General features: G+C 71.5%; 10 protein-coding genes and 1 pseudogene. 3 read left to right on the top strand and 8 right to left on the bottom strand.

What is annotated here, in order from left to right; genetic code table 11:
- The first annotated feature begins 309 nt into the window (after positions 1 to 309).
- Complete coding sequence (locus QNO09_RS09960; RefSeq protein WP_283969731.1) at positions 310 to 1,362, top strand: NAD(P)H-dependent flavin oxidoreductase; 1,053 nt, start codon at positions 310 to 312, stop codon at positions 1,360 to 1,362.
- Here QNO09_RS09960 and QNO09_RS09955 read toward each other — a convergent pair.
- Genes QNO09_RS09955 through QNO09_RS09945 form a run of 3 tightly spaced genes read right to left on the bottom strand, consistent with a single transcriptional unit; the run spans position 1,346 to position 3,969 of the window.
- Positions 1,346 to 2,503: an acetyl-CoA C-acetyltransferase gene (locus QNO09_RS09955; RefSeq protein ID WP_283969730.1), complete on the bottom strand. Its 1,158-nt coding sequence runs from the start codon at positions 2,501 to 2,503 to the stop codon at positions 1,346 to 1,348. The two genes, QNO09_RS09960 and QNO09_RS09955, sit on opposite strands and share 17 nt — an antisense overlap.
- Positions 2,440 to 3,165, bottom strand: a complete 726-nt coding sequence (locus QNO09_RS09950) for a TetR/AcrR family transcriptional regulator (protein ID WP_283969729.1) — start codon at positions 3,163 to 3,165, stop codon at positions 2,440 to 2,442. Before QNO09_RS09950 ends, QNO09_RS09955 begins: the two co-directional genes overlap by 64 nt.
- Before the next feature lie 15 nt (positions 3,166 to 3,180).
- Positions 3,181 to 3,969: an SDR family oxidoreductase gene (locus tag QNO09_RS09945; protein WP_283969728.1), complete on the bottom strand. Its 789-nt coding sequence runs from the start codon at positions 3,967 to 3,969 to the stop codon at positions 3,181 to 3,183.
- A 49-nt stretch (positions 3,970 to 4,018) separates the two neighbouring features.
- Here QNO09_RS09945 and QNO09_RS09940 point away from each other — a divergent pair, with 49 nt between their 5' ends.
- Positions 4,019 to 5,158: an acyl-CoA dehydrogenase family protein gene (locus QNO09_RS09940; RefSeq protein WP_283969727.1), complete on the top strand. Its 1,140-nt coding sequence runs from the start codon at positions 4,019 to 4,021 to the stop codon at positions 5,156 to 5,158.
- 31 nt (positions 5,159 to 5,189) lie between these two features.
- Positions 5,190 to 6,149, top strand: coding sequence for an acyl-CoA dehydrogenase family protein (locus QNO09_RS09935; RefSeq protein WP_283969726.1), 960 nt, complete (start codon positions 5,190 to 5,192; stop codon positions 6,147 to 6,149).
- Here the strand turns inward: QNO09_RS09935 and qcrB are convergent.
- The 5 genes and pseudogenes from qcrB to gltB form a co-directional block, all read right to left on the bottom strand.
- Positions 6,124 to 7,779: a cytochrome bc1 complex cytochrome b subunit gene (gene qcrB, locus QNO09_RS09930; RefSeq protein WP_283969725.1), complete on the bottom strand. Its 1,656-nt coding sequence runs from the start codon at positions 7,777 to 7,779 to the stop codon at positions 6,124 to 6,126. The two genes, QNO09_RS09935 and qcrB, sit on opposite strands and share 26 nt — an antisense overlap.
- Before the next feature lie 102 nt (positions 7,780 to 7,881).
- Positions 7,882 to 8,616 (bottom strand): vWA domain-containing protein, encoded by a 735-nt coding sequence (locus QNO09_RS09925; protein WP_283969724.1) that lies wholly within the window; start codon positions 8,614 to 8,616, stop codon positions 7,882 to 7,884.
- A gap of 13 nt (positions 8,617 to 8,629) precedes the next feature.
- Positions 8,630 to 8,730: pseudogene (locus QNO09_RS39680) on the bottom strand (ATP-binding cassette domain-containing protein); the annotation flags it as partial.
- A 193-nt stretch (positions 8,731 to 8,923) separates the two neighbouring features.
- Positions 8,924 to 10,387, bottom strand: a complete 1,464-nt coding sequence (locus QNO09_RS09915) for a glutamate synthase subunit beta (protein ID WP_283969722.1) — start codon at positions 10,385 to 10,387, stop codon at positions 8,924 to 8,926.
- Positions 10,380 to 14,984, bottom strand: coding sequence for a glutamate synthase large subunit (gene gltB / locus QNO09_RS09910; RefSeq protein ID WP_283969832.1), 4,605 nt, complete (start codon positions 14,982 to 14,984; stop codon positions 10,380 to 10,382). The genes QNO09_RS09915 and gltB overlap by 8 nt, the downstream gene beginning before the upstream one ends.
- Positions 14,985 to 15,330 lie beyond the last annotated feature (346 nt).

Raw genomic sequence — 15,330 nt, 5'->3', positions numbered from 1 at the left:
GCTGACCGATGCCCACGAGGCCGCCGACCCGACCAGGACCCGAACCGAGAAGGCCACCACATGAGAGGGACAGCCCCCACCCCGCTGCCCCATGCCCACGAGGCCGCCGACCCGACCAGGACCCGAACCGAGAAGGCCACCACATGAGAGGGACAGCCCCCACCCCGCTGCCCCATGCCCACGAGGCCGCCGACCCGACCAGGACCCGAACCGAGAAGGCCACCACATGAGAGGGACAGCCCCCACCCCGCTGCCCCATGCCCACGAGGCCGCCGACCCGACCAGGACCCGAACCGGGGAGGTCGCCGCATGAAGGGGACGGCGCTCACCCGGCTGACCGGTGTCCGCCATCCGGTCGTGCAGACCGGGATGGGCTGGGTGGCCGGACCCCGTCTGGTCTCCGCCACGGCGAACGCGGGCGCTCTCGGCATCCTGGCCTCCGCCACGATGACGCCCGGCCGGCTGCGGGAGGCCGTGCGGGAGGTGAAGGCGCGCACCGACGCGCCGTTCGGGGTGAACCTGCGGGCCGACGCGGCCGACGCGGGCGACCGCGTCCGGATCCTGATCGAGGAGGGCGTCCGGGTCGCCTCCTTCGCCCTCGCCCCCTCCCGGGAGCTGATCGGCGAGCTCAAGGAGGCCGGTGTGGTCGTCATGCCGACCGTGGGGGCGCGGCGGCATGCCGAGAAGGTCGCGGCGTGGGGCGCGGACGCGGTGCTCGTGCAGGGGGCGGAGGGCGGCGGGCACACCGGGGAGGTGGCCACGACCGTGCTGCTGCCGCAGGTGGTGGACGCGGTGCCGATACCCGTCGTCGCGGCGGGCGGCTTCTTCGACGGGCGCGGGCTGGCCGCGGCCCTGGCCTACGGGGCGGCGGGCGTGGCGATGGGCACCCGGTTCCTGCTGACCTCGGACTCGACCGTGCCGGACGCGGTGAAGGCGAGGTATCTCGCGGCGGCCGTGAAGGACGTGACGGTGACCCGGGCGGTCGACGGGCTCCCGCACCGCATGCTGCGTACGGAACAGGTGGCCGCCCTGGAGGAATCCGGCCGGGCCGTGGCGCTCGCGCGGGCCCTGCGCGCGGCGGCCGGATTCCGCAGGCTGTCCGGGCTGACCTGGCGGCAGCTGGTCCGGGACGGGCTGGCCCTCAGACGCGGCAGGGACCTGTCCTGGAGCCAGGTGCTGCTCGCCGCGAACACGCCGATGCTGCTGAAGTCGGCGATGGTGGACGGCCGCACGGACCTGGGCGTGATGGCGTCCGGGCAGGTCGCCGGGGTGATCGGCGACCTGCCCTCGTGTGCGGAGCTGGTGGAGCGGATCATGCGGGAGGCCGACGAGACGCTGGCGCGGCTCACAGCCGTTCGATGATCGTCACATTGGCCTGGCCGCCGCCCTCGCACATGGTCTGCAGGCCGAACCGGCCGCCGGTGCGCTCCAGTTCGTGCAGCAGGGTCGTCATGAGTTTGACGCCGGTCGCGCCGAGGGGGTGCCCCAGGGCGATCGCGCCGCCGTTGACGTTGACCCGGTCCGGGTCGGCGCCGGTCTCCTTCAGCCAGGCCAGAACGACCGGGGCGAAGGCCTCATTGATCTCGACGAGGTCGATGTCGTCGATGGTCAGGCCGGTCTTCTTCAGGGCGTGGGCGGTGGCGGGGATGGGGGCGGTGAGCATCCGGATCGGGTCCTCGCCGCGTACGGAGAGGTGGTGCACGCGTGCGCGAGGGGTGAGCCCGTGGTCGCGCACGGCCCGTTCGGAGGCCAGCAGCATCGCCGCCGCCCCGTCGGAGACCTGGGAGGAGCAGGCGGCGGTGACGGTTCCGCCGTCGAGGACCGGCTTGAGGCCGGCCATCTTCTCCAGGGAGGTGTCCCGGCGTGGCCCCTCGTCGGCGGTGACCTCCGCGTACGGGACGGTCTCCCGGCCGAAGCGGCCCTCGTCGATCGCCCGCACGGCCCGCTGATGGGAGCGCAGGGCGAACTCCTCCTGGTCCTGCCGGCTGATCCCCCACTTGGCGGCGATCATCTCGGCACCCACGAACTGGTTGACGGGCTTGTCCCCGTACCGTGACCGCCAGCCGGTGCTGCCCGCGAACGGCCCCTGGGTGAGCCCGAGCGGTTCGGCGGCCTGCCGGGTGGCGAAGGCGATGGGGATCATCGACATGTTCTGCACCCCGCCGGCGACCACCAGGTCCTGGGTGCCGGACAGCACGGCCTGCGCCGCGAAGTGCACGGCCTGCTGCGAGGAGCCGCACTGCCGGTCGACGGTCACACCCGGCACCTCCTCCGGCAGCCCGGCCGCCAGCCAGCAGGTCCGCGCGATGTCCCCGGCCTGCGGGCCCACCGCGTCCAGACAGCCGAGGACGACGTCCTCCACGGCGGCCGGGTCGGCGCCCGAGCGGCTCATCAGCTCCCCCAGGACGTGCGCGCCGAGGTCGGCGGGGTGGACCGCGCTCAGCCCTCCCCCGCGCCGCCCGACGGGTGTGCGCACCGCTTCGACGATGTAGGCCTCGGCCATGACGACTCCTCCGCGGGTAGGGGCTGTGCGCGTACGGCGATCCCGTCCAGCACCATCGACAGGTACTGCCGAGCGATCTCGTCCGGGCTGTGCTGTCCGCCCGGCCGGTACCAGGACGCGGCGACCCACACGGTGTCGCGCACGAACCGGTAGGTGAGCCGAACGTCGAGGTCGTCGCGGAAGGCCCGCTCGGCGACGCCGCGCTCCAGGGTGGACAGCCAGGCCTTCTCGAATCTGCGCTGCGACTCGGCGAGGAAGGCGAACCGCTCCTGCGCCACGAGCTGCCTGCTCTCCTTCTGGTAGATCGCGACGGCCGCACGATGCCGGTCGATCTCCCGGAACGACTCGGTGACCAGGGCCTGAAGCGTCTCGCGCGGGCCGAGCCCGGCGGCCAGGACGGTGTCGTAGCCGTCCCACAGCTCGTCGAGGAAGGTGCGCAGGATCTCCTCCAGCATCGACTCCTTGGAGTCGAAGTGGTAGTAAAGGCTGCCGGCGAGCATCCCCGCGTGGTCCGCGATCTTGCGGACGGTGGTGGCGTTGTAGCCCTGCTCGGCGAAGACCTCGGCGGCGGTGCCGAGGAGTTCGGCGCGGCGGTCGCCGGCCGCGGCGCCCAGGGCGGGCTCGGTGGCGGTCACCTGGGGGTTCTTCTTCGTAGGAGGCACGGGTCCATTGTCGTCCTAGGGATGCCTGCTGCTGACGGAGACCACTTCTCCGGTCATGTACGAGGAGTAGCCGGAGGCCAGGAAGACGATCACGTTGGCCACCTCCCAGGGTTCGGCCCAGCGGCCGTAGGCCTCGCGGGCGGTCAGCTCGGCGAGCAGCTCGGGTGTGGTCACCTTCACCAGGTGGGGGTGCATGGCGAGGCTGGGCGCCACGGCGTTGACCCGCACCCCGTGCCCGGCCGCCTCGATGGCGGCACACCGGGTCAGCGCCATCACGCCCGCTTTGGCGGCGGCGTAGTGGGCCTGTCCGGCCTGGGCGCGCCAGCCGACGACGGAGGCGTTGTTGACGATCACCCCGCCGCCGGTGCCCTTCATGTGCCGCAGCGCGGCCCGCACGCACCGGAATGTGCCGGTGAGCGTCACGTCCAGGACGCGGGACCACTGCTCGTCGGTCATGTCGAGGAGGTCCGCCGTGCCGCCGAGACCGGCGTTGTTGACCACGACGTCGAGCCGGCCGTGCTCCGCCGCGGCCGTCTCGAAAAGCACGCGCACCTGCGTCTCGTCCGTGACGTCGCAGGGCACGGCGGTGATCGACGCCGCGCCGAACTCGGCCGCCAGCCGCGCCCGGTGTTCCGTGAGCCGCCGTGGGTGCGCGTCGCTGATCAGCACGCGCGCGCCCTCTTCGAGGAAGCGCCGCGCGGTCGCTGCGCCGATCCCCGCGCCGGCCGCCGCCGTGACGACGGCGGTCCGCCCTTTCAGCAGGCCGTGACCCGGCACGTACGACGGACTCTCGACGTCTGTCATGAGCTCACGCTAACCTACCAAACACTTGTTAGGGAAGGAGGGAGCGGTCGTGGACCTGGTGTTCTCCCCTGCGGACGAGCGGTTCCGCGCCGAGGCGCGGGAGTGGCTGCACACGCACGTGCCACGCGATCCGCTGCCCTCCCTGGAGACCGAGGAGGGCTTCGCCGCGCACCGCGCCTGGGAGGCGGAGCTGGCCGCGGAGCGCTGGTCGGTCGTCAACTGGCCCTCGCGCTACGGCGGGCGGGACGCGGGGCTGGTGCGGTGGCTGCTCTTCGAGGAGGAGTACTGGGCCGCGGGCGCCCCGGGCCGCGTCGGCCAGAACGGCATCCAGTTGCTCGCCCCGACCCTCCTCGACCACGGCACCGAGGAGCAGCGGGCCCGGGTCCTGCCCCCGATGGCCTGCGGCGAGGTGGTCTGGGCGCAGGCCTGGTCGGAGCCCGAGGCCGGTTCCGACCTGGCGTCCCTGCGGGCGAGGGCCGTGCGCACGGACGGCGGATGGCTGCTGACCGGCCAGAAGACCTGGTCCTCGCGGGCCGCGTTCGCCGACCGCGCCTTCGGGCTGTTCCGCAGCGACCCGGACACCGCCAAGCCCCACCAGGGCCTGACGTACCTGATGTTCGGCCTGCGCGCCCCCGGTGTCACGGTCCGCCCGATCGGCCGCCTCGACGGCAGGCCCGCCTTCGCGGAGCTGTTCCTCGACGAGGTCTTCGTGCCCGACGAGGACGTGATCGGCGCCCCGGGCCAGGGCTGGCGCATCGCGATGTCGACGGCCGGCAACGAACGCGGGCTGTTGCTCCGCTCCCCCGGCCGCTTCCTGGCCGCCGCGCGCCGGCTGGAGGAGCTGTGGCGCGAGCGGGGCTGCCCGGTGTCGATGCGGGGCCGGGTGGCCGACGCCCTGACCGGTGCCCGCGCCTACCAGCTGTTCACGTACGCGGCCGCCTCCCGCTTCCTGGAGGGCGAGGCCGTCGGCCCCGAGTCGAGCCTGAACAAGGTCTTCTGGTCGGAGCTGGACCTCGCGCTGCACGAGACGGCCCTCGACCTGCTCGGCCCCGAGGGCGAGGCAGCGGACACCGACTGGGCGGAGCGGTACGTCTTCGCCCTCGCCGGGCCCCTGTACGCGGGCACGAACGAGATCCAGCGCGACATCATCGCCGAGCGCCTGCTCGGCCTGCCGAAGGGACGCCGCTGATGCCGGGCGCTCGGCCGGAGGGCCGGTTGTGATGCGCTTCCTCCTCGATCCCGAGCAACGTGCCTTCGCGGCGTCGCTGGACGCCCTGCTGACGGCGGCGGACACACCGGCGGTGATCCGGGACTGGAGCCGGGGCGACCACGCGAGCGGGCGGGCGCTGTGGTCCCGTGCGGCTCGGGCGGGCGTGTTCGCGCTGGCGGTGCCGGAGGCGTACGAGGGCCTGGGACCGCGCCCCGTCGAACTGGCCGTGGCCTTCGTCGAACTGGGCCGCCACGCGGTACCCGGCCCGCTGGTCGAGACGGTCACGGCGGCGGTGCTCCTCACCGGGGCCGACCCGGGTGCCGCCGAGCGGCTGCTGCCGGCCCTCGCGTCCGGGGAGACGATGGCGACGGTGGCCCCCGAGGGCGCGTACGCCCTGGACGGCGACGCGGCGGCCCTCCGGCTCGCCTGCACCCCTGACGGCATCCGCCTCTCCCCCGGCCACGGCCCCCTCCGCCCCTCCCTCGACCCGGCGCGCCGCCTCACCCCCCTCACCCCCGGCGGGGAGCTCCTCGGCCCGCCCGTGGAGCAGGCCCTCACCTGGGCCCGCCTCGCCACCGCCGCCCAAGCCCTCGGCGTGGGCCTCGCACTCCTCGACAGAACCGTCGGATACGTCAGGCAGCGCACCCAGTTCGGCGTGCCCGTCGGCTCGTTCCAGGCGGTCAAGCACCGGCTGGCCGACGCGAAGACGGCCCTGGAGTTCGCGCGTCCCCTGCTGTTCGGCGCCGCGCTGAGCATGCGTCCGGCCGAGGTCGCCGCCGCCAAGGCGGCCGCGTGCGAGGCGGCGTACGCCACGGCCCGCACCGCGCTGCACCTGCACGGGGCGATCGGCTACACCGCGGAGTACGGCCTGGGGCTGTGGCTGACCAAGGCCCGGGCCCTGCGCACGGCCTGGGGTGACCCCGAGACGTGCCGGGCCCTGGTCGTCAGTGCCGGTGATCGCCGCTGGTGATCTCCCGGTACTCCTCCACCGTCGGTTTCTCGATACGCGCGTCGGGCCCGAACATGGCCTTGGCGAGCCGGGCGCGCAGCCGCTCGGACCGCTTGACCCTGCGGCGGACTCCCCTCGCGTCGATCTCGCGCCCGGCCTCGAAGGGCGGGTGCTGCTCGTGCTGGGTGAGCGTGAACAGATCGGCCTGGGTGAGGGGTTCGTGGACCTCGATGTACTCGCCGGTCGGGAGCCGCTTGACGGTGCCGGTCTCCTGCCCGTGCAGCACCTTGGCGCGGTCGCGGCGCTGCAGGCCCATGCAGATCTTCTTCGTGACGATGAAGGCGGCCACCGGCAGCACGAAGACGCCGATCCGCACGAACCAGGTGATCGCGTTGATGGACAGATGCAGATGGGTGGCGACGATGTCGTTGCCGCCGCCGATCAGCAGCACCGCGTACAGAGTCAGCCAGGCCACGCCGAGACCGGTGCGCACGGGCGCGTTGCGCGGCCGGTCCAGGATGTGGTGCTCGCGTTTGTCGCCGGTGATCCACGCCTCGATGAAGGGGTAGACGCCGAGGGCGAGCAGGATCAGCGGGAAGAGCGCGAACGGGATGAACACGCCGAGGACGAGGGTGTGCCCCCAGAGGTTGATCTCCCATCCCGGCATCACCCGGATGAGGCCTTCGGAGAAGCCGAGGTACCAGTCGGGCTGGGCGCCGGTGGTGACCAGGTCGGGCCGGTAGGGGCCGAAGGCCCACACGGGGTTGATCTGGGCGATCGCGCCCATCACCGTCAGCACGCCGAAGACGAGGAAGAAGAAGCCGCCGGCCTTGGCCATGTAGACCGGCAGGAAGGGCATCCCGACGACCGACCGCTCCCGGCGGCCGGGGCCCGGGAACTGGGTGTGCTTGTGGTAGAAGACCAGGATCAGATGGGCGGTCACCAGGCCCAGCATGATCCCGGGCAGCAGCAGGATGTGGACGGGGTACAGCCGCGAGATGATGTCCTCGCCCGGGAACTCCCCGCCGAACAGGAAGAACGACAGGTACGTCCCGACGATCGGGATGGACAGGATCGCACCCTGGGCGAAGCGGAGGCCGGTGCCGGACAGCAGGTCGTCGGGGAGGGAGTAGCCGGTCAGGCCCGTGATGATGCCGAGCATCAGCAGGGTCCAGCCGAAGAGCCAGTTCAGCTCGCGCGGCTTGCGGAAGGCGCCCGTGAAGAACACCCGCATCATGTGCACCAGCATGCCGGCGATGAAGACCAGCGCCGCCCAGTGGTGGATCTGCCGGATCAGCAGCCCGCCGCGCACATCGAAGCTGATGTCCAGCGTGGACTCGAACGCCCTGCTCATGAGGACGCCGTTGAGCTCGGTGTAGGAGCCGTTGTAGACGACCTCCTGCATGCTCGGCTCGAAGAACAGGGTGAGGTAGACGCCGGTGAGGATCAGCACGACGAAGCTGTAGAGGGTGACCTCGCCCAGCATGAAGGACCAGTGGTCCGGGAAGACCTTGCGCATGTTGGCCCTGGCCAGGGCGAACAGCCCGAGCCGCCCGTCCGCCCAGTCGGCGAGCTTTTCGCCCCTGCCCGCGGGCGATCCCCTGCGGAGGGAGTCCGTCCCGTACACCCGTCGTGCGCCGTCGTCGCCCATACGTCGTCGCCTCCCCGTCGGATCCTTCCCAGCGTGGCACGGCGTCGCGGGCGTGCAAACGGGGCGTGGGGGCGGTTGGGCCAAGGGGAGGAGCGGCCCGGCTCAGCGGCTGCCGGAGTCCCTCACGATCCCCCGCGCCCGCGCGGCCAGCAGCCACTTCGGGAACTCGCCCACCAGCCGGTCGTACAGCTCGGTGTCCGGGACCCTGCGCGGATCCGCCCCCGCGTGGAAGAACCCGGCGTTGTCGACGATCCGCTTGCCGGGCACGGCCAGCTCGTCCAGCTTGCGCAGGAAGTCGAACTGCTTGCTGCCCGGGTCGCCGAAGCCGATGAACTGCCAGAACAGCGGCAGCTTGGCCGCCTTGCAGAGGTACCGCTCCGCGGCGAGCTTGTTGATGGGCCCGCCGTCGGTCTGGAACACCACGAGGGCGGGCTCGGCCGACCCGCTGTCCAGGTAGTGGTCGATGACGGCGTCCATCGCCAGGTGGTAGCTGGTCTTCCCCATGTGCCCGAGCCCGGCGACGATCCGCTCGACCCTGCCCCGGTGATCGGCGAGGGCGATGTCGGTGACGGCGTCGACGTCGGTGGAGAAGAACACGACCGGCACGCTGCCGTCGTCGTCCAGATGCGCCGACAGCCCGAGCACCCGCTCGGCCAGCGCCTGCACACTGCCGTCCTTGTAGTACGGCTTCATCGAGCCCGAGTAGTCGACCACGAGATAGACCGCGGCCCGCAGCCCGTCGAGGCCGTGCTTCGCGAGGGACACCCCGGCGCTCTTGTAGAGGTTCACCAGTGCGGGAGCGGTCTCCTGGACCTTGCTGAGGCTGATCGCGACCATGGCCCGCATCCTCTCACTCCTCGACGGCCACTCCGTCGCTCAGTTCCAGCACCCGGTCGGCCAGGCCGAGGAGTTGAGGGTCTCGTGGGTGGCGACGAGGGCCGTGACGCCCTCGCGTGCGCCCCGTGACCCTGCTCGCCGACGAGCCGACCGACGGGGCGGACTCGGCGACCGCACCGGCTGAGGACATGCGACAGCGCCTGCCCGGTCGTCCGGTCGGGGACTGATGGGCAGGCGCTGTCAGTGTTCCGCACGCCGTTGTGCGGGACGTCTTTTGTGCGGTGCGGTGCGGTGTGGCGTGGTGCGGTCAGACCATCAGCGCGCGGTCCGTGGGGCGGATCGGCGCCGGCAGCTCGCTCGCGCCCGTGAGGGCACGGTCCACGCCGCGTGCCGCCGAGCGGCCCTCCGCGATCGCCCAGACGATGAGCGACTGGCCGCGTCCGGCGTCACCGGCGACGAACACGCCCGGCACGTTGGTCTGGAAGTCGGCGTCGCGGGCGATGTTGCCGCGCTCGTCGAGCTCCAGGCCGAACTGCTCGACCAGGCCGTTCTCACGGTCGGTGCCGGTGAAGCCCATGGCGAGGGTGACCAGCTGGGCGGGGATCTTGCGCTCGGTGCCCGGCTTCTGGGTCAGCTTGCCGTCGATGAACTCCACCTCGGTGAGGTGCAGCCACTGGACGTTGCCGTCCTCGTCGCCCTCGAAGTGGGTCGTGGAGACCGAGTAGACGCGCTCGCCGCCCTCTTCGTGGGCCGAGGTGACCTTGTACAGCATGGGGAAGGTCGGCCACGGCTGGTTGGTCGGGTGCCGCTCGTCGCTCGGGCGGGGCATGATCTCCAGCTGCGTGACGGAGGCCGCGCCCTGGCGGTGGGCCGTGCCCACGCAGTCCGCGCCGGTGTCGCCGCCGCCGATGACCACGACGTGCTTGCCCTCGGCCGTGATGGGGGGCGCCACGAAGTCGCCCTCCTGCACCTTGTTGGCCAGCGGCAGGTACTCCATGGCCTGGTAGACGCCCTTGAGCTCACGGCCCGGCACCGGCAGGTCGCGGGCCGTGGTGGCGCCGACGGCCAGGACGACCGCGTCGTAGCGCTTCTTCAGGTCCGTGGCCTTCAGGTCGCGGCCGATCTCGATGCCCGTGCGGAAGCGGGTGCCCTCGGCGCGCATCTGCTCGATGCGGCGGTTGATGTGCCGCTTCTCCATCTTGAACTCGGGGATGCCGTAGCGGAGGAGGCCTCCGATGCGGTCCGCGCGCTCGTAGACGGCGACGGTGTGACCGGCGCGGGTGAGCTGCTGGGCGGCGGCCAGACCGGCCGGGCCCGAGCCGATGACCGCGACGGTCTTGCCGGACAGGCGCTCCGGGATCTGCGGGGCGACGTCCCCGGTCTCCCACGCCTTGTCGATGATCGAGACCTCGACGTTCTTGATGGTGACCGGCGGCTGGTTGATGCCGAGCACGCACGCCGACTCGCACGGAGCGGGGCACAGGCGGCCCGTGAACTCCGGGAAGTTGTTGGTGGCGTGCAGGCGCTCCTGCGCTGCCGCCCAGTCCTCGCGGTAGGCGTAGTCGTTCCACTCGGGGATGAGGTTCCCGAGCGGACAGCCGTTGTGGCAGAACGGGATGCCGCAGTCCATGCAGCGGCTGGCCTGCTTGCTGATGATCGGCAGCAGGGAGCCGGGGACGTAGACCTCGTTCCAGTCCTTGACGCGCTCTTCGACGGGGCGGGACTTGGCGAGCTCGCGCCCGTGGTTCAGGAAGCCCTTCGGGTCAGCCATTGATCGCCGCCTCCATCATCTTCTCGTGGGTCTCGGTCTCGGAGAGACCGGCTCGCTCGGCGGCGTCCTTGGCGGCGAGCACTGCCTTGTACGTGCTGGGGATGATCTTGCTGAAGCGCTCGACGGCGGTGTCCCACTCGGCCAGGAGCTTCTCGGCGACGGTGGAGCCCGTCTCCTCCTGGTGGCGGCGGACCACGTCGTGCAGCCACCGCTTGTCGGTGTCGTCCAGCGCCTCGACCGCGTCCAGGTTGCCGGCGTTGACGTTGTCCCGGTCCAGGTCGATCACGTAGGCGATGCCGCCGGACATGCCGGCCGCGAAGTTGCGGCCGGTCTCGCCGAGCACCACCGCGTGGCCACCGGTCATGTACTCGCAGCCGTGGTCGCCCACGCCCTCGGAGACGACCGTCGCGCCGGAGTTGCGCACGCAGAACCGCTCACCGGTCTTGCCGCGCAGGAACATCTCGCCGCCGGTGGCGCCGTAGCCGATGGTGTTGCCGGCGATGACGCTGTACTCGGCGAGGTGGTCGGCCGCGCGGTCGGGGCGGACCACGATCCGGCCGCCGGACAGGCCCTTGCCGACGTAGTCGTTGGCGTCGCCCTCCAGGCGCAGCGTGACACCGCGCGGCACGAACGCGCCGAAGGACTGGCCCGCGGAGCCGGTGAAGGTGATGTCGATGGTGTCGTCGGGCAGGCCCGCGCCACCGAACTTCTTCGTCACCTCGTGGCCGAGCATGGTGCCGACCGTGCGGTTGATGTTGCGGATCTGCACCTGGGCGCGGACCGGCTGGGCCTCGGTGGCGCCGGACGCGGCCAGGGCGTCGGCGGCCAGCTTGATGAGCTGGTTGTCCAGCGCCTTCTCCAGGCCGTGGTCCTGCACGGTGATCTGGTGGCGCACCGCGCCCTCGGGCAGCTCGGGCACGTGGAACAGCGGCGCCAGGTCCAGGCCCTGTGCCTTCCAGTGGTCGACGGCACGCGTGACGTCCAGCGTCTCGGCGTGGCCGACGGCCTCCTCGATGGAGCGGAAGCCCAGCTCGGCGAGGATCTCGCGGACCTCCTGGGCGATGTACTGGAAGAAGTTCACGACGTACTCGGCCTTGCCGGCGTACCGCTCGCGCAGGACCGGGTTCTGCGTGGCGATGCCGACCGGGCAGGTGTCCAGGTGGCAGACGCGCATCATGACGCAGCCGGAGACGACGAGCGGCGCGGTCGCGAAGCCGAACTCCTCGGCGCCGAGCAGCGCGGCGATGACCACGTCGCGGCCGGTCTTCAGCTGGCCGTCGGTCTGCACGACGATGCGGTCGCGCAGGCCGTTGAGCAGCAGCGTCTGCTGGGTTTCGGCGAGGCCGAGCTCCCAGGGACCGCCGGCGTGCTTGAGCGAGGTGAGCGGCGAGGCACCGGTGCCGCCGTCGTGGCCGGAGATGAGCACGACGTCCGCGTGGGCCTTGGAGACACCCGCGGCGACGGTGCCGACGCCGACCTCGGAGACCAGCTTGACGTGAATCCGCGCCTGCGGGTTCGCGTTCTTGAGGTCGTGGATCAGCTGGGCCAGGTCCTCGATGGAGTAGATGTCGTGGTGCGGGGGCGGCGAGATGAGGCCGACGCCCGGCGTCGAGTGACGGGTCTTGGCGACCCACGGGTAGACCTTGTGGCCGGGCAGCTGGCCGCCCTCGCCGGGCTTGGCGCCCTGGGCCATCTTGATCTGGATGTCGTCGGAGTTGACCAGGTACTCGGAGGTCACACCGAAGCGGCCGGAGGCGACCTGCTTGATGGACGACCGGCGGGCCGGGTCGTACAGGCGCTCCGGGTCCTCGCCGCCCTCACCGGTGTTGGACTTGCCGCCCAGCTGGTTCATGGCGATGGCGAGGGTCTCGTGCGCCTCCTGGGAGATGGAGCCGTACGACATGGCGCCCGTCGAGAACCGCTTGACGATCTCGGAGACCGGCTCGACCTCGTCGATGGAGATCGGCTGCCGGTCCGACTTGAAGCCGAAGAGGCCGCGGAGCGTCATCAGCCGCTCGGACTGCTCGTTCACGCGCTCGGTGTACTTCTTGAAGATGTCGTACTTGCCGGAGCGCGTGGAGTGCTGGAGGCGGAAGACCGTCTCCGGGTCGAACAGGTGCGGCTCGCCCTCGCGGCGCCACTGGTACTCGCCGCCTATGTCCAGCGCCCGGTGGGCGGGGGCGATGCCGGAGGCCGGGTAGGCCTTGGCGTGGCGGGCGGCGACCTCCTTGGCGACGACGTCGATGCCGACGCCGCCGATCTTGGTGGCCGTGCCGTTGAAGTACTTCGCGACGAAGGCCTCGTCGAGACCGACGGCCTCGAAGACCTGGGCGCCGCGGTAGGAGGCGACGGTCGAGATGCCCATCTTGGACATGACCTTCAGCACGCCCTTGCCGAGGGCGTAGATGAGGTTGCGGATGGCCTGCTCGGGCTCGATGCCGGGCAGGAAGGTACCGGCGCGGACCAGGTCCTCGACGGACTCCATCGCCAGGTACGGGTTGACGGCGGCGGCGCCGTAGCCGATGAGCAGGGCGACGTGGTGGACCTCGCGGACGTCACCGGCCTCGACCAGCAGGCCCACCTGGGTGCGCTGCTTGGTGCGGATGAGGTGGTGGTGGACGGCCGCGGTGAGCAGCAGCGAGGGGATCGGCGCGTGCTCGGCGTCCGAGTGTCGGTCCGACAGGACGATCAGGCGGGCGCCGTTGTCGATGGCGGCGTCGGCCTCGGCGCAGATCTCCTCGATGCGCGCGGCCAGCGCGTCACCGCCGCCGTGCACCCGGTACAGGCCGGACAGGGTCGCGGCCTTGAAGCCCGGCATGTCACCGTCGGCGTTGACGTGGATGAGCTTGGCCAGCTCGTCGTTGTCGATGACCGGGAAGGGCAGCAGGACGCTGCGGCAGGACGCGGCCGACGGCTCCAGCAGGTTGCCCTGGGGGCCCAGCGAGGAGCGCAGGGAGGTGACCAGCTCTTCGCGGATGGCGTCCAGCGGCGGGTTGGTGACCTGCGCGAACAGCTGCGTGAAGTAGTCGAAGAGCAGACGCGGGCGGTCCGACAGCGCGGCGATCGGCGAGTCGGTGCCCATCGAGCCGATCGGCTCGGCGCCGGCCTTGGCCATCGGCGCGAGGATGACGCGCAGCTCCTCCTCGGTGTAGCCGAAGGTCTGCTGGCGGCGGGTGACCGAGGCGTGCGTGTGCACGATGTGCTCGCGCTCGGGCAGGTCGGACAGCTCGATCTCGCCGGCCTCGACCCACTCCGCGTAGGGGTTCTCGGCGGCGAGCTCGGCCTTGATCTCGTCGTCCTCGATGATGCGGTGCTCGGCGGTGTCCACGAGGAACATGCGGCCGGGCTGGAGGCGGCCCTTGCGGACGACCTTGGCCGGGTCGATGTCGAGCACGCCGACCTCGGAGCCGAGCACGACGAGGCCGTCGTCGGTGACCCAGTAGCGGCCGGGGCGCAGGCCGTTGCGGTCGAGGACCGCGCCGACCTGGGTGCCGTCGGTGAAGGTGACGCAGGCGGGGCCGTCCCAGGGCTCCATCAGCGTGGAGTGGAACTGGTAGAAGGCGCGCCGGGCGGGGTCCATGGAGTCGTGGTTCTCCCACGCCTCCGGGATCATCATCAGCACGGAGTGCGGCAGGGAACGGCCGCCCAGGTGCAGGAGTTCGAGGACCTCGTCGAAGGAGGCGGAGTCGGAGGCGTCCGGCGTGCAGACCGGGAAGATCCGCTCGATGGCCTTGTCGGACCCGAACAGGTCCGAGACGAGCTGCGACTCGCGGGCGACCATCCAGTTGCGGTTGCCCTTGACGGTGTTGATCTCACCGTTGTGCGCGACGAAGCGGTACGGGTGGGCCAGCGGCCACGACGGGAAGGTGTTCGTCGAGAACCGGGAGTGCACGAGCGCGATCGCGGAGGCGAAGCGGCGGTCGGACAGGTCGGGGAAGAAGGGCTCCAGCTGGCCGGTGGTCAGCATGCCCTTGTAGACGATGGTCCGGGCGGACAGCGACGGAAAGTACACGCCGGCCTCGCGCTCGGCCCGCTTGCGCAGCACGAAGGCCCGGCGGTCGAGGTCGATGCCCGTGGCGGGCGAGGCGGCGGCGTCGCTGACGAAGATCTGGCGGAAGACCGGCATGGTCGACCGGGCGGTGACACCCAGCAGCTGCGGGGCGACCGGCACCTCGCGCCAGCCGAGGACGGTGAGGTTCTCGTCCGAGGCGATCGACTCGATCCGCGAGACGGCGTCGGCGGTGGAGTCCTCCGGCAGGAAGGCGATACCGACGGCGTAGGCCCCGGCCTCGGGCAGTTCGAATCCGGCCACGTCACGGAAGAAGGCGTCCGGGACCTGCGACAGGATGCCGGCGCCGTCGCCGGAGTCGGGCTCCGAGCCGGTGGCGCCGCGGTGTTCGAGGTTGCGCAGGACGGTCAGGGCCTGCTCGACCAGGGTGTGGGACGCCTCGCCGGTAAGAGTGGCGACGAAGCCGACGCCGCAGGCGTCGTGCTCGTTGCGGGGGTCGTACATACCCTGCGCAGCAGGGCGAGCATCCATGAAGGACCAGTTCTGGCCATTCGCGGAATGCTGGGACGGCTGGCGCGGCGTACGCATCGGCTCTCCCGTCGTCGTCATCTGGCATATGTGCATGTGCCGAGGGACGACGTTGGCCCTCGCGTGATCGCAAAATTTCGTGCAGGTTACATGATGGAGCGGTTCTCGGGAACCGGGATAATCCGTTCCAGCATGCGGACACTGCGGGTTCGCGGCGGGGGTACCGCACCAGCAGCGGAAGCATGGAGGGACCGCACGGAACGACCGGGTCAGATCGGTTTCCGTCGGCCCGGGGAGCGGGACAGGCGGCTTCGCCCGCCCGCTGGGGCGCGCGGCGGGCGTCGTTGCCCGCAGCGCTTGGGGCTCATGCCCGGTGGCCACACATCCGAAACCCACGAGTAACGGC

This window comes from Streptomyces sp. 378 (assembly GCF_030124145.1).
Taxonomy (GTDB): Bacteria; Actinomycetota; Actinomycetes; order Streptomycetales; family Streptomycetaceae; genus Streptomyces.
Note: the sequence above shows the minus strand (reverse complement) of the source record. Positions and strands in the feature narration are given on the sequence as shown.